This is a genomic window from Borborobacter xinjiangensis (genome assembly GCF_047739745.1).
Lineage (GTDB): Bacteria > Pseudomonadota > Alphaproteobacteria > Rhizobiales > Rhizobiaceae > Pseudaminobacter.
In genome coordinates, this window is sequence record NZ_JBLLVA010000018.1 from 27,320 (window position 1) to 47,324 (window position 20,005).

The 20,005-nt window shown below is 62.8% G+C and carries 17 protein-coding genes and 1 tRNA gene; 9 read left to right on the forward strand and 9 right to left on the reverse strand.

Features of this window, described 5'->3' with window-relative positions; translation table 11 throughout:
• Nucleotides 1–2: 2 nt before the first annotated feature.
• Both cysD and ACLKMW_RS17850 read right to left on the reverse strand, forming a co-directional pair.
• Entirely contained in the window at nucleotides 3–908 is a 906-nt protein-coding gene (cysD, locus tag ACLKMW_RS17845) for a sulfate adenylyltransferase subunit CysD (RefSeq protein WP_415725842.1), read from the reverse strand.
• A gap of 260 nt (nucleotides 909–1,168) precedes the next feature.
• A complete protein-coding gene (locus ACLKMW_RS17850) occupies nucleotides 1,169–1,762 on the reverse strand; it encodes a biotin transporter BioY (RefSeq protein WP_415725843.1) in 594 nt (197 codons plus the stop codon).
• A 117-nt stretch (nucleotides 1,763–1,879) separates the two neighbouring features.
• Between ACLKMW_RS17850 and ACLKMW_RS17855 the strand changes: the two genes are divergently transcribed.
• Nucleotides 1,880–2,785, forward strand: coding sequence for an MBL fold metallo-hydrolase (locus tag ACLKMW_RS17855; protein WP_415725844.1), 906 nt, complete (start codon nucleotides 1,880–1,882; stop codon nucleotides 2,783–2,785).
• Between the two features lie 155 nt (nucleotides 2,786–2,940).
• Here ACLKMW_RS17855 and ACLKMW_RS17860 read toward each other — a convergent pair whose 3' ends face one another.
• A complete protein-coding gene (locus tag ACLKMW_RS17860) occupies nucleotides 2,941–3,681 on the reverse strand; it encodes a DUF1499 domain-containing protein (protein WP_415725845.1) in 741 nt (246 codons plus the stop codon).
• A 234-nt stretch (nucleotides 3,682–3,915) separates the two neighbouring features.
• Between ACLKMW_RS17860 and ACLKMW_RS17865 the strand changes: the two genes are divergently transcribed.
• A complete protein-coding gene (locus tag ACLKMW_RS17865; protein WP_415725846.1) occupies nucleotides 3,916–4,272 on the forward strand; it encodes a hypothetical protein in 357 nt (118 codons plus the stop codon).
• Nucleotides 4,273–4,345: 73 nt separating this feature from the next.
• Here ACLKMW_RS17865 and ppdK read toward each other — a convergent pair whose 3' ends face one another.
• Nucleotides 4,346–7,021 (reverse strand): pyruvate, phosphate dikinase, encoded by a 2,676-nt coding sequence (gene ppdK, locus ACLKMW_RS17870; RefSeq protein ID WP_415725847.1) that lies wholly within the window; start codon nucleotides 7,019–7,021, stop codon nucleotides 4,346–4,348.
• A gap of 203 nt (nucleotides 7,022–7,224) precedes the next feature.
• On the opposite strand from ppdK, the gene ACLKMW_RS17875 reads away from it, so the two are divergent.
• Together ACLKMW_RS17875 and ACLKMW_RS17880 are read left to right on the forward strand one after the other, a co-directional pair.
• A complete protein-coding gene (locus ACLKMW_RS17875) occupies nucleotides 7,225–7,569 on the forward strand; it encodes a VOC family protein (RefSeq protein ID WP_415725848.1) in 345 nt (114 codons plus the stop codon).
• A 147-nt stretch (nucleotides 7,570–7,716) separates the two neighbouring features.
• A tRNA-Gln gene (locus ACLKMW_RS17880) sits at nucleotides 7,717–7,791 on the forward strand.
• Between the two features lie 75 nt (nucleotides 7,792–7,866).
• Here ACLKMW_RS17880 and ACLKMW_RS17885 read toward each other — a convergent pair.
• The 3 genes from ACLKMW_RS17885 to ACLKMW_RS17895 all read right to left on the reverse strand — a co-directional run bounded on the left by ACLKMW_RS17885 (nucleotide 7,867) and on the right by ACLKMW_RS17895 (nucleotide 12,732).
• The gene (locus ACLKMW_RS17885) at nucleotides 7,867–11,325 is read right to left on the reverse strand and encodes a chromosome segregation SMC family protein (RefSeq protein WP_415725849.1); all 3,459 of its coding nucleotides are present in this window, start codon (nucleotides 11,323–11,325) and stop codon (nucleotides 7,867–7,869) included.
• Nucleotides 11,326–11,385: 60 nt separating this feature from the next.
• Nucleotides 11,386–12,090, reverse strand: a complete 705-nt coding sequence (locus ACLKMW_RS17890) for a DsbA family protein (RefSeq protein ID WP_415725850.1) — start codon at nucleotides 12,088–12,090, stop codon at nucleotides 11,386–11,388.
• Between the two features lie 141 nt (nucleotides 12,091–12,231).
• Nucleotides 12,232–12,732: a DUF721 domain-containing protein gene (locus tag ACLKMW_RS17895; protein ID WP_415725851.1), complete on the reverse strand. Its 501-nt coding sequence runs from the start codon at nucleotides 12,730–12,732 to the stop codon at nucleotides 12,232–12,234.
• Nucleotides 12,733–12,785: 53 nt separating this feature from the next.
• Here ACLKMW_RS17895 and mutY point away from each other — a divergent pair, with 53 nt between their 5' ends.
• Nucleotides 12,786–13,916, forward strand: a complete 1,131-nt coding sequence (mutY, locus tag ACLKMW_RS17900; protein WP_415725852.1) for an A/G-specific adenine glycosylase — start codon at nucleotides 12,786–12,788, stop codon at nucleotides 13,914–13,916.
• The gene (locus tag ACLKMW_RS17905) at nucleotides 13,913–14,524 is read left to right on the forward strand and encodes an HAD family hydrolase (RefSeq protein ID WP_415725853.1); all 612 of its coding nucleotides are present in this window, start codon (nucleotides 13,913–13,915) and stop codon (nucleotides 14,522–14,524) included. The genes mutY and ACLKMW_RS17905 overlap by 4 nt, the downstream gene beginning before the upstream one ends.
• Before the next feature lie 89 nt (nucleotides 14,525–14,613).
• Here the strand turns inward: ACLKMW_RS17905 and ACLKMW_RS17910 are convergent, their stop codons facing one another.
• Entirely contained in the window at nucleotides 14,614–15,747 is a 1,134-nt protein-coding gene (locus ACLKMW_RS17910; protein WP_415725854.1) for a site-specific DNA-methyltransferase, read from the reverse strand.
• A 167-nt stretch (nucleotides 15,748–15,914) separates the two neighbouring features.
• Between ACLKMW_RS17910 and ACLKMW_RS17915 the strand changes: the two genes are divergently transcribed.
• The gene (locus ACLKMW_RS17915; RefSeq protein WP_415725855.1) at nucleotides 15,915–16,604 is read left to right on the forward strand and encodes an HAD family hydrolase; all 690 of its coding nucleotides are present in this window, start codon (nucleotides 15,915–15,917) and stop codon (nucleotides 16,602–16,604) included.
• 8 nt (nucleotides 16,605–16,612) lie between these two features.
• Here the strand turns inward: ACLKMW_RS17915 and ACLKMW_RS17920 are convergent, their stop codons facing one another.
• Nucleotides 16,613–17,167: a hypothetical protein gene (locus ACLKMW_RS17920; protein ID WP_415725856.1), complete on the reverse strand. Its 555-nt coding sequence runs from the start codon at nucleotides 17,165–17,167 to the stop codon at nucleotides 16,613–16,615.
• 128 nt (nucleotides 17,168–17,295) lie between these two features.
• On the opposite strand from ACLKMW_RS17920, the gene thrC reads away from it, so the two are divergent.
• Both thrC and ACLKMW_RS17930 read left to right on the forward strand, forming a co-directional pair.
• A complete protein-coding gene (thrC, locus tag ACLKMW_RS17925; protein WP_415725913.1) occupies nucleotides 17,296–18,693 on the forward strand; it encodes a threonine synthase in 1,398 nt (465 codons plus the stop codon).
• 14 nt (nucleotides 18,694–18,707) lie between these two features.
• Nucleotides 18,708–20,000 carry a M16 family metallopeptidase gene (locus tag ACLKMW_RS17930; protein WP_415725857.1) on the forward strand — a complete coding sequence of 431 codons (1,293 nt, stop codon included), beginning with the start codon at nucleotides 18,708–18,710 and terminating at the stop codon, nucleotides 19,998–20,000.
• Nucleotides 20,001–20,005: the final 5 nt, after the last annotated feature.

The window sequence follows — 20,005 nt, forward strand, 5'->3', positions numbered from 1 at the left end:
GGTCAGAAATACCCCTCGCGCTTCTTCTTCTCCATCGACCCGACCTCGTCCTTGTCGATCAGCCGGCCCTGGCGCTCCGAGGTGCGGGCAATAAGCATTTCGCTGACGATGCCCGCGAGGTCCGTCGCATCCGATTCGATTGCCGCCGTCAGCGGATAGCAGCCAAGCGTCCTGAAGCGGACCAGCCGGTTTTCCACCACCTCGCCCGGCCTCAGCACCATGCGTTCGTCGTCGCGCAGTATCAGCATTCCGTCACGCTCGACCACCGGCCGTTCCTTGGCGAAATAGAGCGGCACGATAGGAATGTCTTCCTGAAGGATATATTGCCAGATATCCAGCTCGGTCCAGTTGGACAGCGGAAAGACGCGTATCGATTCGCCCGCCGCTATGCGCGTGTTGAATATCTTCCACATTTCCGGGCGCTGGCTCTTCGGGTCCCAGGCATGGCTGGAATTGCGGAACGAAAAAATGCGCTCCTTGGCGCGTGATTTCTCCTCGTCGCGGCGCGCGCCGCCGAAAGCTGCATCGAAGCCGTATTTGTCCAGCGCCTGGCGCAGCGCCACCGTCTTCATGATATGCGTGTGAGTGTTCGAGCCATGGTCGAACGGGTTGATGTTGTCGCGCGCACCCTCCTCGTTGATGTGAACGAGCAGGTCGAAGCCCAGCCGTTCGGCCATGGCGTCGCGAAATGCGATCATCTCGCGGAATTTCCAGGTCGTGTCGACATGGAGAAAGGGAAAAGGCGGCTTGGCCGGATAGAAAGCCTTCATCGCCAGGTGCAGCAGGACCGAGGAATCCTTGCCGATCGAATAGAGCATTACCGGCTTGCTGAAGGTCGCCGCCACCTCACGAAATATATGGATCGCCTCGGCCTCGAGACGATCGAGATGGGTAAGCTTGGCCAGCATGCGAATGCCTTTGGTGGGCGGCGACGTGACACGAACGCGCAACTAATTGAGACTTCGGCGATTTTCCCAGAACGCGCCTTTTGCTCAAGAAGAAGCCTACCAAATTTGCTTGCCTGCCCGATTGGATCGTGCGCCCAAACCTCGTCGGTTGGAAAGCTGTTCTCACACCGGAAAAAAAAGCCGCCATGTGCGGCGGACACTCAAAAACGCAAAAAGCCGCAGGGGATAACCTGCGGCCTTCGGATTTGCTTTGGATTTTTCTACTTGTGCTTCGGCAGCAGTGCCCAGATCGCCGGTGCCAGGGTCGCGGCAAGCGCGACCTTGATAAGGTCGGGCACGATGAACGGAACGACGCCGAACTGCCAGGATTTTTCCGGGCCGATCAGCGCGGCAAGCCAGGCGAAGCCCATCGCCATCATGACGATCTCGGCGGTGAGGATGGCGCCAAACAGCTTCACCGGGCTACGGTCCCAACCGCGATCGGCTGCCCAGCCGACGATTGCGGCCATCACGACGAAGCCGGCGAGGTAGCCGCCGGTGGAGCCCAGCATATAGGCGATGCCGATGCCCTTTTCCGGGGTGCTCTGGAATACCGGAAGGCCCATCGCGCCCTCAGCCATGTAAAGCAGCAGCGTCGCGACGGCGAGTTTCCTGCCATAGGCGATGGCGATCAGGAAGATCACCAGTGTCTGGAGCGACATGTCGACCGGACCGAGAACAACCTTCATCCGGGAGGAGAGCGCAATCAGCAGCGTGCCTGCGGCAGCCAGGAAGATTTGAGTGGCAAGGCGCGCGGCGCGGCCCTCGGGCAGTGCGAGCGACACCAGCGGGCGCGCGATTGTAGAATCTGTCATATTTCTCCCCATTCGGTTGAGGCCAGCGATCGCCGGTCGGGTTCCCGTATATTCGTTGCCATGCTAAGCGGCAAACCATTTTCAACGCTCGCACACCAAAGCTGGATGGATTTCCCGATGGCGCTGGACCTGGACACGACATTCGAGCCTGCCTACGGTCAAGCCGTAGTGGTTGCCGAACACGTGCTGCGTGTGACGGTGAACAATCCGAGCGCATTCACCTTTCGCGGCACCAACAGCTATATCGTCGGGCGCGACACGCTTGCCGTCATCGATCCCGGACCCGAGGACGATGCCCATTTCGACAGTCTGATGCGCGCCATAGCGGGGCGGCCGGTCAGCCACATATTCGTCAGCCATACGCACCGCGATCACTCGCCGCTTGCGGCAAAGCTGGCGCTTCAGACGGGCGCCATCGTCGCGGCCGAGGGGCCGCATCGCTCGGCACGGCCGCTCAGGATCGGCGAAATCAACCCGCTCGATGCCAGCGCCGATTTCGACTTCTCGCCGGACCTGCGGCTTGCCGACGGCCAGACCGTCGAGGGCGACGGCTGGGCGATCAGCACGGTGCTGACGCCGGGCCACGCGGCCAACCATGCCGCTTTCGCGCTGGAGGGAACCGGCATCCTGTTTTCGGCCGACCACGTCATGGCCTGGGCGACGTCGATCGTCGCACCTCCCGATGGCGCGATGTCGGACTATATGGCGTCGCTGGATCGCCTGATGGAGCGCGACGACACCGTGTTCCTGCCTGGCCATGGCGGGCCGGTCGAAAAACCTGCAGCCTTCATGCGCGGACTCAAGGCCCATCGCAAGATGCGCGAACGCGCGGTCTTGGAGCGGTTGAATTCCGGCGACCGCACCATCGCGCAACTCGTGGCCGCAATTTATCGCGACACCGACCCACGGCTTCACGGCGCAGCGGCACTCTCGGTCCTGGCGCATCTGGAGGATCTCGTGGCGCGTGGCCAGGTGCTTGCCGAGGGCGACGTGTCGATCGACGGTTTCTTTTCTCCAGCCTGATCAGGACCAAACGACACTCAGGATTTGAGGCGTGGTATGAGCAAAGGAGCGGAGCCGAAGGCGCCCTGCGCCGAGGCTTCGCGACGCGGAAATGGACGATTTTGGCCATATCCCTGCGGGACCCGGCGGATTTCGACCCTGAATGTCGATTGGTCCTAATCGGCGGGTGGGTCTTCGTCAGGCGCCTCCACCGGCATGGCATCTGCTTGCGCGGCCATTTCGGCATCGAGTTCGTCAAGAAAGCCGATGATTCGGGCTGCATTGTCGCCAAGATCATGCCTGCCGTATCGCGAAGCGGAGCGCATATCGACATAGGTGCTCGTGCCCTCGTCGGTCAGGCGGATCGCCACATCGATCGGGAAAGCCAGAATGGTGGTGTAGGCGACTGCCTCAATCGTGACTTCGCTTCGTCCTGCGGCCACAGGCTGCGCCCCCTTTATCTGCCAGTCCTTGTTTGTCAGCACCGCCTTGACGGCATTGAGGGCGAGAGTGAATGGCAGATCATACCGACGCCCTGAGACATTCGGATATCTCGCAAGCTGCAGCTTCTTTTGCCCGGAGGTGAGCGGCGCGACGGGGTTCATATCGGTCGTGCGCGATCGCGCCGCATCGTTGAGGGCCGGCGGGTCCTCGAGATCGGTGGAAACGTCGTTGAGTTCCGGATAGGCAAAGCCGCGATAGGCCGAAAGCACGAACGGCACCAGCACCAGCAGCGCCACGATTGCACCGAAAGTCAGGTCGCCGCCGCCGCGGTCTCCCCTTCGCCAGACGCGCGAAAAGGCCAAGGCCGCCAGAGCCAGCGCACAGAGCGCAAGCAATGCCACCAGCCCGAACACTACCAGAAACGCCCTGGTCTCAAGAAGGCCGTAACGGTGCGACACCGCGGAGGTCAGCATCAACATCGCCGAAAATGCCGCCAGTCTTCGTGACCACACAGCGGCACGCGAGGTTCGCTGTTCCAAATATGCCGCCATGTTTTCGCTTCAGATCCGCTCCACTCGAAGCGCTTCAATAATGCCTTTGCGTGCGTGGTAGAAGCCCTCAAGCTCCCTTGCCACAATCCGGCCATTGTCGACGCGGATTCTTGGGCAGCGGGTGGGCTTGACTGGCGACATACGACGAGGTTTCGCATGACCGAACAGTCTGCCGAACAGGATTCCGTGGCCACGCTTGCCGAAACCACCGTCGAGGTTCCGGTCAAAGGCGAGACCGTTTCGGATCAGGACTTCGAGGACGTCGTTCGCGGCACGCTCGATGCCGTGGGTGGCACGCTGCTGTTCAAGCTGCGGGTCGACGAGGACGAACATCCCCATCATGCGGCCGCCGCCTTTGTCGGCGAGGGCGAAAACCGCCAGTTTCTGGTCCTGACGATGCCGATCGCGGGCGGTCAGCTACGGGTCGAGACGGCTGCCGACAGCGCCAGCCCAATCGCTCGCATTGCCGCCGCCTATGCCGGTCTGGCGGACGCCTTTTCTACCGCCGCCTAGAACATCGGAGAGTGCGTCCTATCGGACGCACGGGCCTTGGACGATCGCTGTAAACCGGCGAGCGCCATCGTTTTCACGATGATTTCCGCGCCGATTTGACCGCCGCCTGCGCTGCGGCGAGCCGCGCGATCGGCACACGGAAGGGCGAACAGGATATGTAATCCAGACCGACCTCTTCGCAGAAATGGATCGAGGCAGGATCGCCGCCGTGCTCGCCGCAGATGCCGAGCTTGATGCCGGCTCGGGCGCCCCTGCCCTTCTCCGCGCCGATCCGCACCAATTCGCCGACACCTTCCACGTCGATCGAGACGAACGGATCCTGCTCCATGACGCCCTTCTGGCGATAGACCTCGAGGAAGGAGGCCGCGTCGTCGCGCGAAATGCCGAAGGTGGTCTGGGTCAGATCGTTGGTGCCGAAGGAAAAGAACTCGGCGCTTTCGGCGATGACATCGGCGCGAAGGGCCGCTCGCGGCAGTTCGATCATCGTGCCGGTCAGGTATTCGACCTCGACACCGGTTTCGTCCATCACGTTCCTGGCGACCGCATCGATGCGCGCCTTGACGAAGTCGAACTCCTCCTTCAACCCGACCAGCGGCACCATGATTTCGGGCACAACCGGGCTTCCCGTCCGCTTGCCCGCCTCGACCGCGGCCTCGAAAATCGCCCGCGCCTGCATCTCGGCGATCTCGGGATAGGTCACCGCCAGGCGGCAACCGCGATGGCCAAGCATCGGATTGAACTCGTGCAGCGTTTCGGTGCGCTGACGCAGCCGATCGACGGAAACATCCATCGCCGTGGCCACTTCCTCGATTTCCTCCTCCGTCTTCGGCAGGAATTCGTGCAGCGGCGGATCAAGCAGGCGGATCGTTACCGGCAGGCCGGCCATGATCTCGAAAAGCTCGAGAAAATCCGAGCGCTGCATCGGCAGCAAAAGGTCGAGTGCGGCGCGGCGCTCCTTTTCCGTATCGGAAAGGATCATTTCGCGCATGGCGACCACGCGCTCTCCCTCAAAGAACATATGCTCGGTGCGGCAAAGCCCGATGCCTTCCGCCCCGAACGACCGCGCCATGCGCGCATCGGCTGGCGTTTCGGCATTGGTGCGCACCGTCATGCGGCGAATGGCGTCGGCCCATTCCATGATCGAGGCGAAATCGCCTGAAAGCTCCGGCTGCAGCATGGCGACCGAGCCTTTCAGCACCTGCCCCGTGCTGCCGTCGATGGTGACGATGTCGCCCTTGCGGAACGTCGTGCCAAGCGCCGACATCGTGCCTGCCTTATAGTCGATGCGCAGCGAGCCGGCGCCCGACACGCAGGGCTTGCCCATGCCGCGCGCCACAACCGCCGCGTGGCTGGTCATGCCGCCTCTCGCCGTCAGGATGCCTTCGGCGGCGTGCATTCCATGAATGTCTTCCGGGCTCGTCTCAACGCGAACAAGGATGACCTTCTTGCCGATCGCCCGCATTTCCTCGGCTTCATCCGAGGAAAAGACGATCTCGCCGGTAGCAGCGCCCGGCGAAGCCGGCAGACCGACGGAGATCACGTTGCGTTCGGCCTTCGGGTCGATCGTCGGGTGAAGCAACTGATCCAGCGAGGCCGGGTCGATGCGGGCGACGGCCTCTTCCTTGCTGATGAGACCTTCGGCCGCCATGTCCACGGCGATCTTCAGCGCGGCCTTCGCCGTGCGCTTGCCGGAGCGCGTCTGCAGCATCCACAACTTACCGCGCTCTATGGTGAATTCGAGATCCTGCATGTCGCGGTAATGGTTTTCCAGACGCTCGGAAATCGCCATGAAAGAGGCGAAGGCATCCGGCATCAATTTCTGCAGCGACGGCTTGTCGGAACCAGCGGCGATGCGGGCCTGCTCGGTGATGTTCTGCGGGGTGCGGATGCCGGCGACGACGTCCTCTCCCTGCGCATTCACCAGGAACTCGCCATAGAGCACCTTTTCGCCGGTCGAGGGATTGCGCGTGAAGGCGACGCCGGTGGCCGAGGTCTCGCCCATATTGCCGAACACCATCGCCTGCACGTTGACGGCCGTTCCCCAGCTCGCCGGGATGTTGTGAAGCCTGCGATAGGTGATGGCGCGCGGGTTCATCCAGCTCGAAAACACCGCTCCGATCGCGCCCCAGAGCTGATCGTGCGGATCCTGCGGGAACGGCTTGCCGAGTTCCTCTTCGACCTTGGCCTTGTAGAGCCCGATGACGTGCTGCCATTCGGCGGCGCTCAGCGCAGTGTCGAGGTCGTGGCCAAGCCGCGCCTTCTCTTCCTCCAGAATTTCCTCGAATGCCTCATGGTCGAGATCCATGACGACGTTCGAATACATCTGGATGAAACGGCGGTAGCTGTCATAGGCAAAGCGCGCGTCACCGGAGTCTGCGGCAAGTGCCTCCACCGTCGCGTCGTTCAGGCCGAGGTTGAGAACCGTATCCATCATGCCCGGCATCGAGGCGCGCGCGCCCGAGCGCACCGAAACCAGAAGCAACTTTTCCGGGTCGCCGAAGCGGCGGCCGGTCAGCGCGGCGATGTGGTCGAGGGCCGCCGTGACATCGGCCTCGAACGAATCGGGAAAAGTCTGGCCGTTGGCGTAGTACCAGTTGCAGGCTTCGGTGGTGATGGTGAACCCCGGGGGGACCGGAAGGCCCAGATTGCACATCTCGGCCAGATTGGCGCCCTTGCCGCCAAGCAGGCTCCTGTCGCCCGCGCCTCCTTCGGCGGTTCCATCCCCAAAGGTGTAGACCCACTTGGCCATCTCTGCTCCTCGCCAATCGTCTGCGGACCATCGCGAAGGAAACGCGGCCAGCCCTTTGCGCGCAGCGTTAAATTGCTGGTTCGCGAAAGGCAACCTCTGCTTTTCGCCCGCCTTGCCCTACAATCGATTAAGAAATCCACAGGTAACGAGACTTGAAGTCGCACCTGGAATTCTGTAGAACATATCAGGAACACGAGGCAGCCATGAAAAAGACCGGAAAAATCGACTATCTCGAAATGTCCGCCACAGGCGGCACGCTGGACAGCGTGAAGGCTTTCTACAGCGCGGCGTTTTCATGGTCCTTCCAGGATTATGGCCCGACCTATTCGGCCTTTGACGAAGGACTTGAGGGTGGTTTCCAGACCGACGGCACTGAAGCGGCGGCCAAGCCGCTGCCGGTGCTCTATTCGGAGAATCTGGAAGACACGCTCGCGGCGGTCGAGAATGCCGGCGGAAAGATCGTCCGTCCGATCTTCTCCTTTCCCGGCGGCCGCCGGTTTCATTTCACCGACCCGGCAGGCAACGAACTCGCCGTGTGGGGAGAATGATCCTGCGCTCCTTGCCCTGCCCGGCGCATGGCCTCGCAACGGGCAGAAATTGAGCGGGTAAAATTGAGCGTAACGATTTTGTCGCGATTGTACTTTTCGATCGCACTGAATATAACGCCGCTCATGCTCGGCGCAGACGCCGGGTCTTGGGGCGTAGCCAAGTGGTAAGGCAGCGGTTTTTGGTACCGCCATTCGGAGGTTCGAACCCTCCCGCCCCAGCCAGCTTCCTCTGATTTTCAGCGACAGTCGATGTTGACGTCCTGCGTGAGCTCGCAGCGGACACCGGGTTGGCGCCGCTCAGCTTGCTTCGCGCAACTGTTCCGCGGTCTGGAGGTCGACCGAGACAAGCTGGCTGACGCCCTGCTCGGCCATGGTGACGCCGAACAGCCGGCTCATCCGCGCCATGGTGATCGGGTTATGCGTGATGACGACGAACCGCGTCTCGGTGGTGCGTGCCATTTCGTCCATGAGATTGCAGAAGCGCTCGACATTGTGGTCATCGAGCGGCGCATCGACCTCGTCGAGCACGCAGATCGGCGCCGGATTGGTGAGGAACACCGCGAAAATCAGCGCCATCGCCGTCAGCGCCTGCTCGCCGCCGGACAAAAGCGTCATCGTCTGCGGCTTCTTGCCGGGTGGGCGGGCCAGGATTTCCAGCCCGGCCTCAAGCGGATCGTCCGATTCGATCAGTTGCAGTTCGGCCGTACCGCCACCGAAAAGATGCGTGAACAGCCGCTGGAACTGCGCATTGACCACGTCGAACGCCGCCAGCAGCCGGTCGCGCCCCTCGCGATTGAGGCTCTGGATCGCCTGGCGCAGCTTGCGGATCGCCTCGATAATGTCGTCGCGTTCGGCGACAATCGTCTCCAGCCGCTCGGAAAGCTCCCTTTGCTCCTCCTCGGCCCGCAGATTGACGGCTCCCAGCCGTTCGCGTTCGATCTTGAGCCGCTCCATATGCCGCTCGACATCGGCCATGTCGGGCATTTCCGCATCCGGTTCGAGACCGGTGTGGCGGATGACCAGATGCGGCGGCGTATTCAGCACTTCCTGTATCCGTGCCTCGATTTCCTTGCGGCGGTCGTCGGCGGCCGTCAGGCGCTCTTCGGCGCGCCCCCTCGCCTCGCGCGCTTCCGAAAGCTGCTGGATCGCCGCCGTCGCCTGTTTGTCGAGCACCGCCTGACGCGTCTCGGCTTCCTGAAGCTCGTCGGAAGCTTTCTTGCGCAGGGTTTCGGCCTCGGCAAGCTGGGTCATCAGCGCGCGGCGTCGCGCGTCGATCTCATCGGGTGCTTCGACCAGTCTTTCGCGCTCATCGAGCGCCTCGGCCTTTCGTTCACCAAGCGATGCGATCTGGCTTGCGGCATTTTCGGCGCGCTGTGTCCAGTTCCGACGCTCGGCACCGATCGCCTCCAGCCGGCGCGCACGCTGATCCGCCTCGCGCTTCAGCCCGTCATGAACGGCTCGCGCATCCGCAACTGCGGCGCGGTCGCGGGCGACATGGGAAGCGGCCTGATCGAGGCGCGACTGAAGATCGCTCAAATCGGGAGCGGAGGCGAGTTGCGATTCGGCCTCGACAACTGTCGCGGCCGCCTCCTCGTGATCTTCCTCGATCCGCGCGCGGGTCTCGTCGAGTGCCGACCTGCGGCTCGACAATTCGCCTGCTGCCTTCTCCGCGCTTGCCAACGCGTCTCGCGCCTGCCCGAGCGCAGTCTGGGCGTCACGCCCGGCCTGACGGGCCAGACGCTCGTTTTCCGTGCTTTGGCGCACGGCGTTCTCGGCCTTGGCCAACGCTTCCTCGGCGGCGCGCACGGCAAGGGTTGCCGCCACCGCCTCGGCATCGAGTTCGGCCAGCCGGTTCTTCTGCGCCAGCCGCTGCGCGGCGGCCGTCGGCGCATCGGCGCTGGCAGTCAGCCCGTCCCAGCGCCAAAGCGCTCCCTCGCGGCTGACCAGCCGTTGCCCCGGCGCCAGCAGCGGTTGAAGCCGTCTTCCGTCAGCCGCTTCGACAATGCCGATCTGCGCCAGGCGCCGGGCAAGCTGGCGCGGCGCGCGCACCACGGACGCCAGGCTTGGCACACCATCGGGCAGCGCCGGATCGCCCGGGGTCGGCTCGACCTCGCCCCAATGAACGGGCGCGCTGCGATCAAGCGGCACGTCGAGATCCTCGCCAAGTGCCGCACCCAAAGCCGTCTCAAAGCCGCGATCGACGCTGAGCTGCTCAAGAACGGACGGGAAAAGATCGCCGCTGGTGGCGTTCAGGATCTTTGCCAGCGTGCGCGCTTCCGTCTCGATGCGGGCAAGTTCGGCGCGTGCCTCCTGAACCGGCGTGCGCGCCGCACTTTCCGCCGCCCGTGCCGCGGCTACGGATTCTTCAGCGGAAGCAGTCGCGATCTCGGCGTCCTCAAGCGCCGACAGCGCCTCCTCGACAAGAATCTTCTTCTCAGCCGGATCAGCGAGCCCGGCGATCCGCGAGGCGATTTCCGAAATTTCGCGACCAACGTCGGCCAATTGCCGGGCGAAGCGATCGCGGCGCTCGGTGGCTTCACGCAGCATGCGCTCGAGCTGGGTGCGGGATGCAGCCGCCTCGGCGCGTTCCGCGGTGAGTGCCGAAAGAGCGCCTTCGCTCAGAGCCAGGGTCGCCGCCGCTTCCTCGAAGGCGGAGCGCACCGTGGCCTCGCGCTCGACCGCGCCGGCATTTTCGCCCTTCAGTTCCTCCTCTTCGGCGGCGAGCCGCGCAAGTATCTCGCCATTGTCGCGCACCATCTGCTGCTCGCGGGCAATATCGGCGTCGAGTTGCTGCAACCGGCGATCGAGTTCGGCCTGCCTGGTGCGAATGCGGCCGGCCTCCTCCTCGATCTGCGTTCTGGCGATGGACAGCCGCTGGAAAGCAGCGGCGGCCGAAGCTTCCGCTTCGCGCAATTGCGGCAATCGGTGCGCGCCGACCGCCTGATCTTTTGCTGCATTCATCTGCGAGGCGGCCCGCTCGCCGACCAGCGAGGTTGCAAGCGCCAGCGCCGAGCGTGCCTCGCCTTCCTGCGTTTTCGCCTGCGTCCAGCGCAGATGCAGCAGCGTGGCTTCCGCCTTGCGGATATCGGCCGACAGGTTCTTGAAACGCGACGCCTGGCGGGCTTGGCGCTTCAGGCTTTCGATCTGCCCCCCCAGTTCGCCGACCACATCGTCAAGGCGTTCTAGGTTCTGCTCGGCCGCGCGCAGCCGCAGTTCCGCCTCGTGGCGGCGCGTGTGCAGGCCGGATATGCCCGCCGCCTCTTCGAGCAACGCCCGGCGTGCCTGCGGCTTGGCCTGGATGAGTTCGCCGATGCGCCCCTGGCCGACCATGGAGGGCGAGCGCGCGCCGGTCGACTGGTCGGCAAACAGAAGCTGTACGTCCTTGGCGCGCGCTTCCTTGCCGTTGATGCGATAGACCGAGCCCGCTTCGCGCTCGATGCGGCGCGACACCTGCAGTTCGTCGGCATCGTTAAAGGCGGCGGGGGCGGTGCGATCGCTATTGTCGAGGAAAAGCGTGACTTCGGCCGTGTTGCGGGCCGGCCGCGTGCCCGATCCGGAGAAGATCACGTCGTCCATGCCCGAGGCGCGCATGTTCTTGTATGAGCTTTCGCCCATCACCCAGCGCAACGCCTCGACCAAGTTGGACTTGCCGCAGCCATTCGGCCCGACCACGCCGGTCAGGCCACGTTCGATGACGAACTCGCCGGGCTCGACAAAGGACTTGAAGCCGAGCAGGCGAAGACGGGAAAATTTCATGGGCGCAATTCCGCGCCCGCAGGCGCGCGAAGACGCCTGCGGCCCGGCCTCGCCGGGACGTCAGAGCATGCCGTCGATAATCGCCGACATTTCCTCAATAGTCCGCGCCCCTTTGTACATATTGCCGTTGATGAAGAAGGTCGGGGTGGAGTCGACCCCGAAATCCTCCGCGCCACGCTTTTGTACAGCCCTGACATCGTCCAGAAGTTTCTGGTCCGTCAAGCAGGCCTCGAAGGACTCCTGTGAAAAACCCGCCATCTTGGAGATTTGCAGCAGTGCGTCCTTGGCGTTTTGCACACCGGCCCAATTATCCTGCTGCTTGAACAGCACGTCGATCATCGGGAAATAGTTGTCCTTGGCGCAGCGAGCCAGCATGAAGCCAGCCTCGGCGCGTGGATCGAAGGGGAATTCACGGAACACCAACCGCACCTTGCCGGTGTCGATATACTTCTTCTTCAGCTCCGGAAACGTCGTCTCGTGGAAATGCGCGCAGTGGCCGCAGGTCATCGACGCATATTCGACGATGGTGACGGGCGCGTCGTCCTTGCCGAGGCTCTTTTCAGGCAGCGCGCCCGGCTCGAGCAGTTTGGCCATGTCCACGGTGCCCTGCGGCTCGGGTGCCGATGCAGCAGGGGCGGCCGGCGCCGTCGTGCTTTCCTGCGCTACGGCCTCATTGCCGGAATCGCTGCATGAAGCAAGCACAACCGCTGCGGGAAGAAGCGCCATCGAAGCGAGAACGGTTCTGCGTGGAATGGAACGGATCATACGAATCACCTGCCTGACAATGTATTGTGCGACGTTTAATCAAGAAAAAGCGAGAGTTGGCGCGAAATAAGGCATCCTTTCGCGCAATCCAACCGCCATTGCCTGCAACTGCGTTCACGAAAGCGAGAGTTCAGGGCCGACTTAGCGCTTCTTCATGCCGATGATGGTCGCGCCAAGCCGCTCCAGCGATGCCCGCAAGGCGTCATCCTCGACTTGACCGACCACGCTGGAGAGTTTCGCCTGCTCCTTCGCGTCGAGCGATCTGGGGCGCGGCCTGGGCGGCGGCGCATCGCCGAGCATCGGCTTCTGCACGATGCGGATGCGACCGATGGCGGTGAAACCCAGAAATGCGTTGACCCGGCCGATGATCTCGGCCGTCTCGTGCTGAAGGTGAAGGGCGGCCATGCCCTCGCAGGCGATCACCAGCGTTGCGGGCTGGAACGGATCGTCTTCATGCAGGCGGCGCGGCCATTGAATCTTTTCCGGCCGCGTGTGGCGTGCCAGCCGAGGGCCGACGATCTCCTCCCATGACTGCACAAGCCCGACCGAAATGCCGGCGCGCTTGCGCAAAACCGGATCGAGAATCTCGCTGGCGAGATCGCTGACCGGAACGGGATTGCCGCGACGGCTTTTCCCTGCCATGTGCGTTCTCCAGACAATATCGCACCCAAGGGCACAGGCGCATCAACCGATCAATGGCATCACCCGAACCTAGTCGCAAGAGCGCGCACCCGCCGCTTCCCGATATCGCGACCCATCTTCTCGACTGGTACGATGCCAATCATCGCGACCTGCCGTGGCGCGTACCGCCGCGCCACATCGCCGCCGGCAGAAAGCCCAATCCCTATCATGTCTGGCTGTCGGAAATCATGCTCCAGCAAACGACGGTCGAGGCGGTGAAACCCTATTTCCGCGCATTTCTGGAGCGGTGGCCCGATGTGAAGGCGCTCGCGGCCGCTGACACCGAGGATGTCATGAAGGCGTGGGCGGGACTTGGCTATTATTCCCGCGCCCGCAAACTGAAAGCCTGCGCCGATCTGGTAGCGTCGGGCTCGGGTGAGTTCCCGGCTACGGAAAAAGAGCTGCTCCAACTGCCCGGTGTCGGCCCCTATACGGCGGCAGCGATCGCAGCAATCGCCTTCGATCGTCCGGCGGCAGTCATGGACGGAAATGTCGAGCGCGTCATGTCGCGACTGTTCGCCATCGCCACGCCGCTGCCGGAGGCGAAACCGGAAATCCGGTCGCGGTTGACGACGCTGGTACCCGAGCAGCGTCCCGGAGACTTCGCGCAAGCCATGATGGACCTCGGCGCGACTATCTGCACGCCGCGCCGCCCACGCTGCATGCTTTGCCCACTGCGCGCTGATTGCCTGGTGTTGGGCAATGGCGACCCCGAGCTTTATCCGGTGCGGGCGCCCAAGCCTGAAAAGCCTTCGCGCCGAGGGGCGGCCTTTGTCGCCGTAACGCCGGATGGCGCGGTCCTGCTGCGCAAGCGTCCGGAAAAGGGCCTGCTCGGCGGCATGAGCGAAGTACCGACAACGGCATGGACGGCTCGCATCGACGGCGACACCGGCCCCGACGCCGCACCCTTCCCCGCCGATTGGCGCAAAGTCGGCCACATCTCGCATGTTTTCACGCATTTCGCGCTCGATCTAGCAGTTTACCGTGCGGCCGTGGAATTCGAAGCCGCCCCGGCCGGTCACTTTTGGGCCTCGGCCGGCAACCTGCACGGCGAGGCGCTGCCGACCGTCATGAAAAAGGCAATCGAAGCGGCAATACCGGGTTCGACCCGCAAGCCGACATCCATTCACAAGAGATCGACATGAACGAAATCCGCCACATCGTCTTCGACATCGGCAGGGTGCTCATCCATTACGACCCCGACCTGCCGTTCAGCCGGCTGATTCCTGACAATACAGAGCGGAGTTGGTTCCTTGAGAATGTCTGCACGGCGGAATGGAACATCGAACAGGACCGCGGGCGCAGTTGGCGGGAAGCCGAGGACCTGCTGATTGCGCTGCATCCGGATCATGCCGAGAACATCCGCAACTTCCGCCGCTATTGGCACGAGATGGTGCCGCACGCCTATGACGACAGCGTCGCCATCATGGAAACGCTGATCGACAAGGGGCATGACGTGACGATGCTGACGAATTTCGCCTCTGATACATTCGCCGATGCCAGGCGGCGCTTTCCCTTCCTCAACCGTCCGCGTGGCGTCACGGTGTCGGCAGACATCGGGATGATCAAGCCGGACCGGGGCATTTACGAGCACCACGCCGCAAGCTTCGGCCTCGCCCCCGAAGCAACGCTTTTCATCGACGACAGTCAGAAGAATGTCGATGGCGCCAAGGCGGCGGGCTGGCATGCCGTTCTGTTCCAGAATGCCAAAACGCTCGAGGCGGACCTCGAGCGTTTCGGGATCAGCCGGTGACTGGAAGCCGGCTCATCGGTGAACTCTGGCATGACCCCCGAAAAAGTCGCGGACTTTTTGGGCAGGATCATGCGCTGAAGAACAATCTTTCAGCCGCCGGCGCGCTCCATGCCAAGACGCGCGATACGGCGTAGCTCGTCTATCTGCATCAGCCCGCCGTTGCGCTCATAGTGCCAGAAGGTCCAGCCATTGCAGGCCTCCAGCCCTTGCACCTGTGCGCCGACGCGGTGGATGGAGCCAGCCGTTTCGCCCACGGCAAGCGTGCCGTCGGCACGCACCTTGGCGGCCCAGCGCCGCTTGGCATCGTAAAGAGTGGTCCCCGGCTTCATCATCCCGGTATCGATGAGATTGACGAAAGCGACGCGCGGCTCGGCGCGCTTGCCCGAAAGCACCGTCAATTCCGCGTCGCCCAGCGGCCTCACGGCGGCGATCCGCTCATTGGCGGCGTCGATATAGGCCTGCTCGCGCTCGATGCCGACGAAGTGACGGCCGAGACGCTTTGCAACCGCTCCCGTCGTGCCTGAGCCGAAGAAAGGATCGAGCACCACATCGCCCGGTCTGGTCGATGCCATCATGATGCGGGCAAGCAGTGCCTCCGGCTTCTGGGTGGGATGCAGCTTTTCACCATCGTCGTTCTTCAGTCGCTCGGCGCCGGTGCAAATCGGAAACAGCCAGTCAGAACGCATCTGTACGTCGTCATTGGCCGCCTTCAGCGAGTCATAGTTGAAGGTGTAGCCCTTCGAGGACTGGTCGCGCGACGCCCAGATCAGCGTTTCGTGCGCGTTCTGGAAGCGGCGCCCCCGGAAATTCGGCATCGGATTGGTCTTGCGCCAGACGATATCGTTCAGGATCCAGAAGCCGAGATCCTGCATCGAAGCGCCGACGCGGAAGATGTTGTGATAAGAGCCGATCACCCAGATCGTGCCGTTCGGCTTCAGCACCCGGCGAGCCGCCAGGAGCCAGGCTCGGGTGAAGGCATCATAGGCCGCGAAACTGTCAAACTGGTCCCAGGCGTCGTCAACCGCGTCGACCTTCGACTGGTCGGGTCGGTGCAGGTCGCCGTTAAGCTGGAGGTTGTAGGGCGGATCGGCGAAGATCACGTCGACCGACTTCTCCGGCAGCTTTTCGAGCGCCGCCACGCAGTCGCCTTTCAGGATCGTGTCGAGCCATTCGGCTTGTTGCGGCAGGGGGGAGAGATCGGCAAGAGCACGCACGGCTGACATTCTGATACCCGGATCACGCGTTACTGTTTTACTTCCCGTTATGGTTACCCATCAGCGTAAATTTTTAATGAAGCGAGCCCGGGATTTGCCGTGGCAAGCCTCATGGTGTATGCCCCGCGGCGAATGCCGACCACCGATGGCGGCCTCCTTCCCCTTTCCGGAGCATCATGACCCAGCCTGAACTCGTCATTTTCGATTGCGACGGCGTGCTCGTCGATTCAGAAATCATCGCCGCGCGGGTGGAAGCCGATCTTTTGACCGAGGCAGGCTTTCCGATCACCGCCGGCGAGCTTGCCGAGAGCTATGCCGGACTGACCTTCACCGATATTCTGCTGCGCATCGAGGAGCAGGCGAAAATCCCCCTCCAGGCGTCGCTCATCAGCCAGGCTGAAGCACTTGTCGACCGGCGGCTGATGAACGAAGTTCGGGCGATCGAGGGTGCATATGAGGCGGCGGCCGGTGTCACCGTCAAGCGTTGCATCTGCTCCAATTCGAACAGCCTGCGCCTGGAAATGATGCTCGGCAGGACCAATCTGCTGCCGCTTTTTGCTGGCCGCCTCTTTTCCTCGCTGGAGACGCCGTCAGCGAAACCGAAACCCGCTCCCGACGTGTTTGTCCATGCAGCGGCGACGCTTGGCGTGGAGCCGGCGCACACCTTCGTGATCGAGGATTCGGTTCACGGGGTCACTGCTGCCAAGGCCGCCGGCATGCGGGTGATCGGCTTCACCGGCGCCTCGCACAGCTATCCGGGACACGCCGATGTCCTGACCGAAGCCGGAGCCGAAACCGTCATCCGCCGCTGGGCGGATTTCCATGGCGTCCTGGCCGCATTGTCGGAGTGGTCGGAAGACGCGTGAAAGAGACGTCACTTCTTCTTCGGCGGGCCTTCGTCATAGCCGGCATAAATGCGAATGTTCTGTTCGGCCGGGGTCGGGAAGGTCACGGCAGGGTCGTTGAAGACGAATTGTGTGGCAGCGGAGGAGCCTGCGACGGAAATCTGATAGTTGTGCAGCTTGGAGTAGAGCACCTCCTCGCCTCGCACCGCGACGACGCGGATCGGCATCGTGACATTGCCCTGCGCTCCGGCAGGACCCGGAACGACCTTGCCGGCGACTGCGACATTCAGGGTGATCATGCCGTCGGCATGGGTACAACTGCGTGTGACATCGGTAATGGAGGCTTGATAAGCGACTTTGGAAGGATCGTCCTGGCCGCCCTTGGCATAGCTGTTGAAATAGGCTGTTCCTTCGCGCAGTGTCACCGGCGGACAATAAGCTCGAAGTTCGCTTTCAAGAACCTTTTCCTGCGTCGCCCCAGCGGGCTTGCCGGCGCCACCGGATTGGCAACCGGCAATTGCAAGCGCAAGGCTGGAGACAGTCAAGACCGCACCGAAGCGGCCATTGAGCAAACGAAACGTCATATACGGCACTTCCCTCTCGCAAAGCTGCTGCTGTATATCAACCCCGCGGCAGAAATGCGACTGACGGGATACAGTTTTTCACGGGACCCTGGGCTGAATGCAGGCTCCCTCACAATGAATGGATGACGATGCGCTATGTCAGCACTCGCGGAGAGGCTCCCGCGCTTGGCTTTTCAGATTCGATCCTGGCGGGCCTGGCTCGCGACGGCGGCCTTTACATTCCGGACGAATGGCCCCGCTTCAGCGCGGACGAAATCCGCGCCATGCGGGGTCTCCCCTACCCCGATCTGGCGATACGCCTGCTGACACCGTACCTCGGCAATGAGATCGCAGCGCCGGCCTTCGAGCGCATCGTGCGCGAAGCTTACGCGACCTTCCGCCATGAGGCGGTCTGCCCGCTCGTACAGACCGGTTCGAACCGTTTCGTACTGGAGCTTTTCCACGGCCCGACGCTTGCCTTCAAGGACGTCGCCATGCAGTTGCTGGCCCGGCTGATGGATCATGTTTTAGCCGAGCGCGGGCAGCGCGCGACGATCGCCGCCGCTACCTCCGGCGACACCGGGGGCGCGGCTATCGACGCCTTTGCCGGACGCGACCGCACCGACATGTTCGTGCTGTTTCCGCATGGGCGGGTGTCGCCCGTGCAGCAACGGCAGATGACGACGCCGACCGCCTCGAACGTGCATGCACTCGCCATCGAAGGCAATTTCGACGACTGCCAGGGCCTGGTCAAAGACATGTTCAACGACCATGCCTTCCGCGACCGCGTGGCGCTTTCGGGCGTGAATTCGATCAACTGGGCCCGCATCATGGCCCAAATCGTCTATTATTTCTCGTCTTCACTCTCGCTTGGCGCGCCGGACCGGCCAGTATCGTTTACGGTTCCAACCGGGAATTTCGGCGACATCCTCGCCGGCTATGCCGCCAAGCGCATGGGCCTGCCGATCGAGCGGCTGGTGATCGCCACCAATGACAACGACATTCTGGCGCGCACTCTGGAGACCGGCGAATACCGCACCAGCGGCGTCGTCGTCACCACCTCGCCGTCGATGGACATTCAGGTCTCGTCGAATTTCGAGCGCCTTTTGTTCGAGGCCAGCGAGCGCGATGCGGCCGCGGTGCGCCGCTACATGGCTGGGCTCAAGCAATCCGGCGCGTTTTCCATCGAGCCGCCGGCGCTTGGCCGAATCCGCGAGGAATTCGACGCCGGCCGCGCCACGATGGACGAAACCGCGCGGACGATCCGCGACACGCTGGCGGCGAGTTCCTATCTGCTCGACCCCCACACCGCCACAGCCATGCACGTCGCCGAACGCCATGCGCAGACCGGCGTGCCCATGATCGTTCTGGCGACCGCGCATCCGGCAAAATTCCCGCAAGCGGTCGAAGAAGCCAGCGGCGTGCGGCCGGCTTTGCCTTCCTGGCTTGCGCAGATCATGGAAAAGGAAGAGAAATACACGGTACTTCCATCCGAATTGAAAATGGTGGAAGATCATGTCGCGCGCCACGCGCGGGCGACGCGTTAGGGAGTAGTATCTATATGGGTGTTGAGGTAAGCCGTCTGTCGAACGGCCTGACGGTCGCCACCGAAACCCTTCCAAGTATCGAATCCGTCGCATTGGGTGTCTGGGTCAAATCCGGCGCACGCAACGAGCGCGACGACGAACATGGAATGGCCCATCTTCTCGAGCACATGGCGTTCAAGGGTACAAGCACCCGCAGTGCCTTCGACATAGCCTCGGAAATCGAGAATGTCGGGGGCGAAATCAACGCCGCCACCAGCGTCGAGACGACCTCGTTCTACGCGCGCGTGCTTGCCGACGATGTGCCGCTGGCGATGGACCTGCTTTCCGACATCCTGACCGACTCCACCTTCGATCCGGAGGAGCTGGAGCGCGAGCAGAACGTCATCCTTCAGGAAATCGGCGCCGCCCACGACACGCCCGATGATGTCGTGTTCGACCATTTCACCGAGACGGCTTTCCGCCACCAGACGATCGGGCGCTCGATCCTGGGCACCGCTGAGACCGTCAAATCATTCACGTCGAAACAGCTCCATGCCTTCATGGAGCGGCAATATGGCGCCGACCAGATGGTGGTGGTGGCCGCCGGCGACATAAAGCACGATGCGTTCGTGCGCGATGTCGAAAAACGGCTCGGGCATTTCCGCGCCAAATCCGAAAACGTCGTGCCGCAATATGCCCAATATGTCGGCGGCGAATTCCGCGAGCACCGCGATCTTCAGGATGCGCAGATTGTGCTCGGATTCGAGGGTCGCGCGTATCATGTGCGCGATTTCTACGCCTCGCAGGTGCTCTCGATGATCCTCGGCGGCGGCATGTCCTCGCGCCTCTTCCAGGAGGTGCGTGAAAAGCGCGGCCTTTGCTATTCCGTCTATGCGTTCCACTGGGGCTTTTCGGACACCGGCATTTTCGGCGTTCATGCCGCGACCGGACAGGGCGATATCGACAAGCTGATTTCCGTCATCATCAACGAACTGGAGCGGGCGGGACAAAACATCTCGCAAGAGGAACTGAACCGCGCGCGGGCACAATATCGCGCCGGGCTCATCATGTCGGGCGAAAGCGCATCGAGCCGCGCCTCGCAGATCGCCCGCCAGCTTCTGCTTTTCGGACGGCCGGTTCCGAAGGAAGAATTGGTGGAGCGGCTTTCGGCGTTGACGGTCGATCGCCTGACCGATCTTTCCTCTCGCCTGTTCTCGACCAAGCCGACCGTCACCGCGGTCGGACCGGTGGGCACGCTTCCCTCCTATGAGGCAATCCGCGACGCGCTGCCGCGCGCCGATAACGGCCTGAACAAACTGGCCGTTTGAGCCCG